Annotated in this window: 9 protein-coding genes; 2 read left to right on the top strand and 7 right to left on the bottom strand. The window is 74.1% G+C overall.

Annotated features, from left to right (window positions below):
• Positions 1-206: 206 nt before the first annotated feature.
• The 3 genes from AB0N31_RS35880 to AB0N31_RS35870 form a co-directional block, all read right to left on the bottom strand.
• Positions 207-884 (bottom strand): response regulator transcription factor, encoded by a 678-nt coding sequence (locus AB0N31_RS35880; RefSeq protein WP_366062735.1) that lies wholly within the window; start codon positions 882-884, stop codon positions 207-209.
• A complete protein-coding gene (locus tag AB0N31_RS35875) occupies positions 881-2,107 on the bottom strand; it encodes a DUF5931 domain-containing protein (protein ID WP_366062734.1) in 1,227 nt (408 codons plus the stop codon). Before AB0N31_RS35875 ends, AB0N31_RS35880 begins: the two co-directional genes overlap by 4 nt.
• A gap of 94 nt (positions 2,108-2,201) precedes the next feature.
• The gene (locus AB0N31_RS35870; protein WP_366062733.1) at positions 2,202-2,972 is read right to left on the bottom strand and encodes a lysophospholipid acyltransferase family protein; all 771 of its coding nucleotides are present in this window, start codon (positions 2,970-2,972) and stop codon (positions 2,202-2,204) included.
• 237 nt (positions 2,973-3,209) lie between these two features.
• Here AB0N31_RS35870 and AB0N31_RS35865 point away from each other — a divergent pair, with 237 nt between their 5' ends.
• Together AB0N31_RS35865 and AB0N31_RS35860 are read left to right on the top strand one after the other, a co-directional pair.
• Positions 3,210-3,989 carry an alpha/beta fold hydrolase gene (locus AB0N31_RS35865; RefSeq protein WP_366062732.1) on the top strand — a complete coding sequence of 260 codons (780 nt, stop codon included), beginning with the start codon at positions 3,210-3,212 and terminating at the stop codon, positions 3,987-3,989.
• Positions 3,982-4,605, top strand: a complete 624-nt coding sequence (locus AB0N31_RS35860; RefSeq protein WP_366062731.1) for a hypothetical protein — start codon at positions 3,982-3,984, stop codon at positions 4,603-4,605. Before AB0N31_RS35865 ends, AB0N31_RS35860 begins: the two co-directional genes overlap by 8 nt.
• Before the next feature lie 36 nt (positions 4,606-4,641).
• Here AB0N31_RS35860 and AB0N31_RS35855 read toward each other — a convergent pair whose 3' ends face one another.
• The 4 genes from AB0N31_RS35855 to AB0N31_RS35840 all read right to left on the bottom strand — a co-directional run bounded on the left by AB0N31_RS35855 (position 4,642) and on the right by AB0N31_RS35840 (position 8,283).
• Positions 4,642-5,397, bottom strand: coding sequence for an endonuclease/exonuclease/phosphatase family protein (locus AB0N31_RS35855; protein ID WP_366062730.1), 756 nt, complete (start codon positions 5,395-5,397; stop codon positions 4,642-4,644).
• Positions 5,398-5,512: 115 nt separating this feature from the next.
• Entirely contained in the window at positions 5,513-6,466 is a 954-nt protein-coding gene (locus AB0N31_RS35850; protein ID WP_366062729.1) for an ROK family glucokinase, read from the bottom strand.
• 98 nt (positions 6,467-6,564) lie between these two features.
• The gene (locus tag AB0N31_RS35845) at positions 6,565-7,065 is read right to left on the bottom strand and encodes a DUF5304 domain-containing protein (RefSeq protein WP_366062728.1); all 501 of its coding nucleotides are present in this window, start codon (positions 7,063-7,065) and stop codon (positions 6,565-6,567) included.
• Between the two features lie 57 nt (positions 7,066-7,122).
• A complete protein-coding gene (locus AB0N31_RS35840) occupies positions 7,123-8,283 on the bottom strand; it encodes an ArsA-related P-loop ATPase (RefSeq protein ID WP_366062727.1) in 1,161 nt (386 codons plus the stop codon).
• Between the last annotated feature and the right edge of the window lie 233 nt (positions 8,284-8,516).

Below are 8,516 nucleotides of genomic sequence, written 5' to 3'. Positions count from 1 at the left end.
CGGGGCGACCCTCCGCCTTGCGATCGCACGCACCAGACGCCGCCGGGCCTGCCCTTCGGGCAGACGACGCTACTTTCGAAACACGCCCTAGGCGTGCTGCCCGGCGCACACTCCCGCGGACGGCGGCCCCGGTGCCGACGCCCGCGGGGACCCGGCGGTGCCGCGACCGGCGCCGCCGGGTGCTCCCCGGTGCCCCGGCGGCGATGTCACTCGTCGTCGAGACCGCGCTCTATCGCGTACCGCACCAGCTCCACGCGGTTGTGCAGCTGGAGCTTGCCGAGGGTGTTCTGCACGTGGTTCTGGACCGTGCGGTGCGAGATGACGAGGCGTTCGGCGATCTGCTTGTAGCTCAGGCCCTTGGCGACCAGGCGCAGCACCTCGGTCTCGCGGTCGGTGAGCCGGGGCGCGTCCGGTTCGTCGGCGCCGGGCGCCGGGCCGGGGTCGGAGGCCAGCCGCCGGTACTCGCCGAGCACCAGTCCGGCCAGGCCCGGCGTGAACACCGGGTCGCCGACGGCGGTGCGGCGCACCGCGTCCAGCAGTTCCTCCGTGGACGCCGACTTCAGCAGGTAGCCGGTCGCGCCGGACTTCACCGCTTCCAGTACGTCGGCGTGCTCGCCGCTCGCGGACAGCACCAGGACGCGCAGCGCCGGGTCGGCGGCGACGACCTCCTTGCAGACCTGGACGCCCGGTTTGGCGGGCAGGTTGAGGTCCAGGACGAGGACGTCGGGCGAGGCGGCCCTGGCGCGGCGCACGGCCTGCTCGCCGTCGCCGGCGGTGGCGACCACGTCGAAGCCGGACTCGGCGAGGTCGCGGGCGACGGCCTCGCGCCACATGGGGTGGTCGTCGACCACCATCACCTTGATCGGGTCCTGTCCGCTGCTCATCGAGTGCCTGCCTTCCCCCGCTTGACGTGCTGTTTCGGTACCGTCAGTTCGACCTCGGTGCCCTGTCCCGGCGTCGAGACCAGCTCGGCCCCGCCGCCGAGGTCGCGCAGCCGGCCCCGGATCGACTGGGCGACCCCGAGCCGTCCCTCGCCCTCGGCCTGCGCCAGCCGGCCCTCCGCGATGCCCGGCCCGTCGTCCCGTACGGTCACGATCACCGCGTCGGGCTCGTCCTCGACCAGGATCCAGGCCCGCGCCTGCTCCCCCGCGTGCTTGCGCACGTTGTCCAGCGCGGCTCCGACCGCCGCGGCCAGCTCCCGGGCGGCGGCCGGGGCCAGCAGGACCGGGGCGCCGGGCTCGGCGAGGCTGACCCGGGCCGCGGCGAAGGGGGCGAGCAGCGCGCGCAGATCGACCGGACCGGCCTCGTCGTCCTCGTTCTCGTCCACCACGACGACGACGGCTCCCTCGGCGGCGTCCCGCGACACCCGGGAGACCGGGACGAGGCCGCCGGAGACCAGGGTGCGCAGGGCGACCTCCTGCTCGCCGGCCATCCGGCCCAGCTCGGCCGCCTCGCCGCCGATGACCGCGCCGCGCCGCTGCACCATGGCGAGCACCTGGAGCACGCTGTCGTGGATGTCGCGGGCGAGCCGCTCCCGCTCGCGGGTCGCGGCCTCGATCTCCAGGGCGCGGGCGAGGGTGCGCTCGGAGGCGCGGGCGACCTCGACGACGTAACCGATGGCGATGGAGGCGACCCAGACGAGGATGACGTTGTGGACGGTGTCGTGGGCCGGTTGACCGCGCTCGATCAGGTTGGCGACGGCCACCGGTGTGGAGGCGAACACCGCCCAGCGCCAGCCGCCCTTGATGGCGAACGCCAGGACCGATCCGGCCGTCCATATCGAGGGCAGGGTGGGACCGTTGTCCTGGATGTACTGGTCGTCGACGACCAGCGGGGTCAGGAGGATGCCGACGAGTGCGACGAGGAGGTCGGCGGTGAGGAAGCGCTTGGTGCACGCCGTCGCGCTCTGCACGCGGGGCAGGGTGGCGAGCGTCCAGCCGCACAGGACGGCGAAGTAGGCGACGGCGATGCCGGGCCGGTCGTAGCCGTCGTGGTCGGCGACGAACAGGCCGACCGCGTACAGCATGGTCAGCACCCGGTAGGCGGTGAGCGCACGCCACAGCGGCAGCTCGACCGACATCCTCATGACTCTCTCGCGCTCGGGCACTTCCCCCACCCCCGTGAGCCCGGACCGCCGTCGCCGGGGTCTTCCCCGGGACCGGGCCGGGGCCCTTGATCCAACCTGATCCGGACGAAAGGCCCTAGGGCTCGTCCCGCTCGGACTTCTCCTTCTTCGCCTGTTCCTTCTCGGCCTGCGCGAGGGCGGCCTTCGCGGCCTTCTCCGCTTCCTTGTCGGCCTTCGCCGCCTCCGCGATCTGCCGCTTGGCGGCCGTCGCGTAGATGTCGACGTACTCCTGGCCGGAGAGCTTCATGATCTCGTACATGACCTCGTCGGTCACCGCCCGGAGCACGAAACGGTCGTGTTCCATGCCGTGGTAGCGGCTGAAGTCCAGCGGCCTGCCGATGCGGATGCCGGGACGCATGATCTTCGGCATCACCTGACCGGGCGGCTGGATCTTCTCCGTGTCGATCATCGCGACCGGGATCACCGGAGCGCCGGTGGCGAGCGCCACGCGCGCGAGGCCGCCCGGTTTGCCGCGGTAGAGCCGGCCGTCGGGTGAGCGGGTGCCCTCCGGGTAGATCCCGAACAGCTCACCGCGCTCCAGCACGCCTATCCCGCTCCTGATCGCCGCCTCGCCCGCGCCGCGGGCGCCGGAACGGTCCACGGGGAGCTGCCCGACGCCCTTGAAGAAGGCCGCCGTCAGCCGGCCCTTCACGCCGGGCGTGGTGAAGTACTCGGCCTTCGCGATGAACGTGACCTTGCGGTCGAGGACCGCGGGGAGGAAGAACGAGTCGGAGAAGGAGAGGTGATTGCTCGCCAGGATCGCGGGGCCCTCGGCGGGCACGTTCTCCAGGCCCTCCACCCAGGGCCTGAAGATCATCTTCAGCGGCCCCCCGACGGAAACCTTCATCGCGCCGTACAACAACCGAGTGCCTCCTGTAAGTGTCGCTCAGACCTTAACCCGGAGTGGCGGCCCGAGGCTTCGACGACCCTGGTCGGTGTCGGTGCGGTCGCGTACGGTGAACCTCACGTCCGTCCGTCGCGGAAGTCCCGTCGCGGAAGTCCCGTCGAGAAGCGCCACCGAAGACTCCACCGAGAAACTCCAGCGAGAACCCCCATCGAGAACGACGAAGACAGGAGACCGAAGGTGCCGGTCCTTCCTGGAGCCGAGCCGTACCGCCGCGAGGGCGGGGAGGTAGGGATCCTCCTCTGTCACGGCTTCACCGGTTCCCCGCAGTCGCTGCGTCCCTGGGCGCGGCATCTGGCCGGGCACGGCCTGACCGTCTCGCTGCCCCTGCTGCCGGGCCACGGCACGCGCTGGGAGGACATGGCGCTCACCGGCTGGCCCGACTGGTACGCGGAGGTGGACCGCGAGCTGCGCGTCCTGCGGGAGCGGTGCGCGCGGGTGTTCGTGGCCGGGCTCTCGATGGGCGGCGCCCTGGCGCTGCGGCTCGCCGCCCGGCACGGCGACGCGGTCGCGGGCGTCGTGGTCGTCAATCCGGCGAACCGGGTGCACGGTCTGTCCGCCCGCGCGCTTCCGGTGGCGCGTCACCTCGTGCGCACGACGAGGGGGATCGTCAGCGACATCGCGAAGGAGGGGGCGGTGGAGATCGGGTACGACCGGGTGCCGCTGCACGCGGCGCACTCGCTGCGGACCTTTCTCCGGCTGGTCGACGGCGAGCTGCCGCAGGTCACCCAGCCGCTGCTGCTCCTGCGCAGTGTGCGGGACCATGTGGTGCCGGCGGCCGACTCCGCCCGGATCCTGAGCCGGGTGTCGTCGACGGACGTGACCGAGGTCCTGCTGGAACAGAGCTGTCACGTGGCGACGTTGGACCACGACGCGGACCGGATCTTCGAGGAGACTCTCGCGTTCATCGGCCGGCTCGCACCCAGTGTCGGCAAGGAAGGGACGACAGCAGGTGGCTGAGCACGACTCCGACCGCGAGGACCGTGAGGACCGCGAGGACGGCCGCGACCACGAGCCGGAGCAGAGTGTGCCCTTCGACGAGGAGGCCGCGTGGGCGGCGATCGTCGCGGGGTACGGCGACGAGCCGGTGGACCCGCCGGGCGCCAAGCCGTTCAAGTCGGTCGAGGACCTGGCGCTCCTGGAAGCGGAGACCAACGACGAGAGTCCGGCGAGCGGCGCGCCCTCGGGCGCGGGCCCCCTGGAGGAGCCCGCCGAGGAGAAGAAGCCGGCCGGACCGCTGGGCAGCTCGGTCTCCTTCGCCCCCGGTGTCGGACCGCGCGACTACTCGCCGGCCGAGCCCGCCGCGACGGACCCCGACGGGGAGGACGAGGGGCACTTCGTGCCGCCCGAGCCGCCGCCGCTGCCCGAGGCCGACACCACGGCCAAGTTCGCCTGGCTCGGGGTGATCGGCGGTCCGGTCCTGCTGCTGCTGGCGATCCTGCTCGGCTGGGAGATGACCTGGTGGCTGACGACGATCTGCATCGGCGGCTTCCTCGGCGGCTTCGCCACGCTGGTGATGCGCATGGGCCCGGACGACGAGGACGACGAGGATCCGGGGCGGGGCGCGGTCGTCTGAGGACCGCGCGGCCCCGGCCTGCGTCCGGCGGTCGGTTCAGACGGCGGGCACCCGCAGGGCGGCCAGGACCGGCAGGTGGTCCGTGGCCGTCCTCAGGTCCGTGTCCGTGACGCCCGGGAGACCGAGCGGGACCCCGCAGCCCAGCACCTCCACGCCCTTCGTCGCGAGGAGGGCGTCGATGCGGCGGTCCGGGTGGGCGGGCGGGAAGGTGTTCTCGCCTCCCCAGGGGGCCGTCGTACGGCAGTCCTGGAGTGCGGCGGTCAGGCGGGTGAAGGCGCGTCCGCCGGGGCGCTCGTTGAGGTCGCCGCCCGCGACGGCGTGCTCCACACCCAGTCCGGCGAGCCGGTCGAGGAGCATCCCGGCCTGCTCGTACCGCTCGGCCCCGTCCAGGCCGAGGTGACAGCTGAGGACACCGAGGCGGGCGCCCGCGAACCGGACCACGGCGGTGGCGAAGCCCCGTCGGTGGTGTCCGGGGGTGAGGGGCAGGAGGACGTCCTCGGTGCGTTCGACGGTCGCCCGCAGCGAGCAGAGGACGGCGGGGCCCGCGGCCGTGCCGCCGCCGGTGAGGACGACCTGCCCGGAGGCGGCCGCGAGCCGGGCCAGTTTCTTGCGCCAGCGGAAGAACCGCGGGGCCTCCTGGACCAGGACCAGGTCGGGGGCGCAGGCGGTGATCACTCGGGCGAGGGCGGCGGTGTCGTCGCGCATCGAGCGGATGTTGTAGCCGAGGACGCGGATCACGGCGGAGCCGTCGGGTTCGGTACGGGGTTCCGGGAGCGGCGGGGGCGTCACCATGCCGTCACGATACGGGTCGACAGCCCGGCGGGGGCGGGGATCCCGGACGGCCGCGGGCGTGGTTCCCCGCGCCCCCAAGGGGTGCGGGGAACCGTCGTGCGTCAGCCGGCCGCCCTCACATGATCGGGTCGGGCTCGCGGGCCAGGTCGGCCGCGCCCACCAGCCCCGCCTTGTTGCCCAGCCGGGCCGCGATCACGTCCGCCACCGGGCGCCAGTTGCCGCCGACCAGCCACCGCTTGTAGGACTTGCGGATCGGGTCGAGGACCAGGTCGCCCTCGTCCGAGAGGCCGCCGCCGACGATGAAGGCGGACGGGTCGAACAGGGAGGCCAGGTCGGCGAGGCCGGCGCCGGCCCAGCGGGCCAGCTCGCGGTAGGAGTCCACGGCGACCGGGTCGCCCTGGCGGGCGGCCATGGAGATGTGCTTGCCCTCGATGCCGTCGGGGGTGCCGTCGCCGAGCCCGAGCAGCACCTCGGCACGCTCCGGGGTGGCGTTGGCGCGCTGCTTGGCGTACCGCACGAGGGCGCGGCCGGAGGCGTACTGCTCCCAGCAGCCCTGCGAGCCGCAGCCGCACAGCAGCCCGTCCGGGACCATGCGGATGTGGCCGAACTCGGCGGCCACGCCGAAGTGGCCGCGGCGCAGCTTGTTGCCGATGATGATGCCGCCGCCGAGGCCGGTGCCGAGCGTGATGCAGATGACGTTGCGGTGGCCCTTGCCCGCGCCGAACTTGTACTCGCCCCAGGCCGCGGCGTTGGCGTCGTTCTCCACGACGACCGGCAGGCCGACGCGGGCCTCGACCTTCTCCTTGAGCGGCTCGTTGCGCCAGTCGATGTTGGGCGCGAAGTAGACCGTGGAGCGCTGGCGGTTGACGTAACCGGCGGCACCGATGCCCACGCCGACGATCTCGTGCCCGGCGCGCGCGCCCTCCACCGCGGAGGCGATGGCGTCCACGATGCCCTCGGGCGTACCCGGGGTCGGCACCTTGAAGGTCGAGAGGATGTTGCCTTCCTCGTCGACCACGCCGGCCGCGATCTTCGTGCCGCCGATGTCGACGCCGATGGTGAGTCCCATGAATCCCTCAGTTTCGGTCGAGCCCCGCTACGGCCAACCGTACCCGAGGGGGCGGCGCCGCTACCGCGCGAGCGCCGCCCGGGTGCGGGGGAGGACCGTCAGTCGAGATCGATGCGCTGGCCGGGGCCGGTGCCCCCGTCGTCGTCGCGGGGGTGGGCCGGGTCCTCGCGCGGATCGGCGGTGCGGGCCGTCCAGCGCCGTTCCTGCTGCTGGACGGCGGAGCGGTAGGCGGCGAGCAGTTCGCCGCCCGCGGCGGCCAGGTGGTCGAAGACGTCCGGGTTGCGCTCGATGACCGGTTCGACGGCCGCCCTGGCCTGCTGGACGACCTGGCGGACCACCTGCTGGGCGGCGGGTCCGGCGACCGCGCCGAGCAGCGGGGACTGGAGGCCGGAGAGCTTGTCGGCGACCGTGTCGACGAGTCTGCGCAGTTCCTCGGCGGCCGATCCCTGGGGCGCGCCCTGCTCCGCCCGGCGGCGGGCCTTCTCCGCCGCCATGTCCTCGGCGCAGGCGGTCGCCCAGGCGTCGGCGTCGGTGGCGCGAGGTGCCTCGTCGGGGGTCCGGTGCTCACCGGTGTCCGACGGGGGAATCTCTTCGCTCATGACGGGCTCCTGACTACGGTTCGTCCCTCCGACGTTACCCGAACGGCGGAACGTCCCTCACCGGGTCCGCGGCCACAGCGCGGGATCCGGCGCGAACCGTACGCGCAGCTCGCCGTCGCGCAGGGCGGCGCCCGCCACGGTGCAGCGGCGCAGGGCGGAGGGCAGCGGGACGATCCGGCGGAACGGGCCGGCGGTGACGACGAGCTCGTCGCCGCGGCGGACGAGGTCCAGCCCGTCGCGTACGGCGCCGGGCAGCGGGAGGTGCCACACCAGGACGCCGTCCGCGCCGGTCCGGTCCTCGACGGGCCACTCGACCGGGGAGGCCGCCGGGTTGACGCCGGGCACGGCCAGGGCGGTCAGGTCGTCGTCCCCGCGGGGGTCGTGGCCGAGGTGCGCGACGGTCCGCGCGCCGGTCCACTCCCCCAGGGTCTTCTGCTGCTGGGCGTGGAGTCCGGCGAGCGGGCCGTCGCCGGCGTCCTCGGGCAGGACGCGGTTGGCGAGGAGCGACTCGACGGGCAGGCCGCGCAGGGCCAGGCCGAGGCGGGCGTCACGGACGGCGTCGGCGCCGGCCGGCCCCGGCTCGGCCACCAGCCGTACGGAGGTCCTGCGGTCGGCGAGGACGGCCTGCACCGCGGCCAGTTCCACGTCCCAGCGGGCGGTCGTCTCGTACAGCCACTCGGCGGGCATGGGGACGCCGGCCAGGCGGCCGAGGACGGGGCGCAGGGCGCGGGCGGCCTGCCGCTCCGGGGGGAGCAGGCGGCGCAGGTAGCGCCGCAGTTCCTCCGGGAGGGCGAGCAGGGCGAGGGCCTGCGGGGCGGGCGGCAGGTCGACGACGAGGAGGTCGTGGGTCTCGGCGAGGGCGGCGTCGCGCAGGGCGCGCAGCAGGGTCAGTTCCTCCGCGCCGGGCAGCGGGGTGACCTCCTCGGGGTCGAGCCGGGAGGCGCCGAGCAGGTCCAGGACGGTGGAGGCGCGGTCCTGGAAGGAGGTGAGGTCGTCCCGGAAGCCGGCGGTGGCGTCGGGGCGCCAGGCGGTGAGGTCCGGGCCCGCCTGCACCGGCACCGCGCCCGTCGCCGTGCCGAGTGCCGCGCCCAGGGTGTCGGTGCGGTCGGCACTGAGCACGAGGGTCTTCACGCCCGCGCGGGCCGCCCCGAGTGCGGTGGCCGCGGCGACGGTCGTACGGCCGCTGCCGCCGGGGCCGGTGATCAGGAGGGTGCGCATGAGGGTGAACGGTAACGGAAGCCGGGGTTGTGCCCCGGTGGCCGACGGCAGGACGGGGGCCCGGGGGCGGCAGCCCCCGCAGCGGCCCGCACCGGCGCCGGGTGACCGAATACCGATCAGCGGCCGGGGCCGGGGCCGGCGGCTAGGGCGTGTTTCGAAAGTAGCGTCGTCTGCCCGAAGGGCAGGCCCGGCGGCGTCTGGTGCGTGCGATCGCAAGGCGGAGGGTCGCCCCG

Source organism: Streptomyces sp. NPDC051051, assembly GCF_040682975.1.
GTDB lineage: Bacteria > Actinomycetota > Actinomycetes > Streptomycetales > Streptomycetaceae > Streptomyces.
The sequence above is the reverse complement of the archived record's forward strand: the minus strand, read 5'-3'. Positions and strand labels throughout refer to the sequence as shown.

Coding starts and splice junctions, on each gene's coding strand:
- AB0N31_RS35855 (WP_366062730.1), bottom strand. CDS start 5,397: ATGGTGACGCCCCCGCCGCTCCCGGAACCCCGTACCGAACCCGACGGC.
- AB0N31_RS35870 (WP_366062733.1), bottom strand. CDS start 2,972: ATGAAGGTTTCCGTCGGGGGGCCGCTGAAGATGATCTTCAGGCCCTGG.
- AB0N31_RS35850 (WP_366062729.1), bottom strand. CDS start 6,466: ATGGGACTCACCATCGGCGTCGACATCGGCGGCACGAAGATCGCGGCC.
- AB0N31_RS35840 (WP_366062727.1), bottom strand. CDS start 8,283: ATGCGCACCCTCCTGATCACCGGCCCCGGCGGCAGCGGCCGTACGACC.
- AB0N31_RS35845 (WP_366062728.1), bottom strand. CDS start 7,065: ATGAGCGAAGAGATTCCCCCGTCGGACACCGGTGAGCACCGGACCCCC.
- AB0N31_RS35880 (WP_366062735.1), bottom strand. CDS start 884: ATGAGCAGCGGACAGGACCCGATCAAGGTGATGGTGGTCGACGACCAC.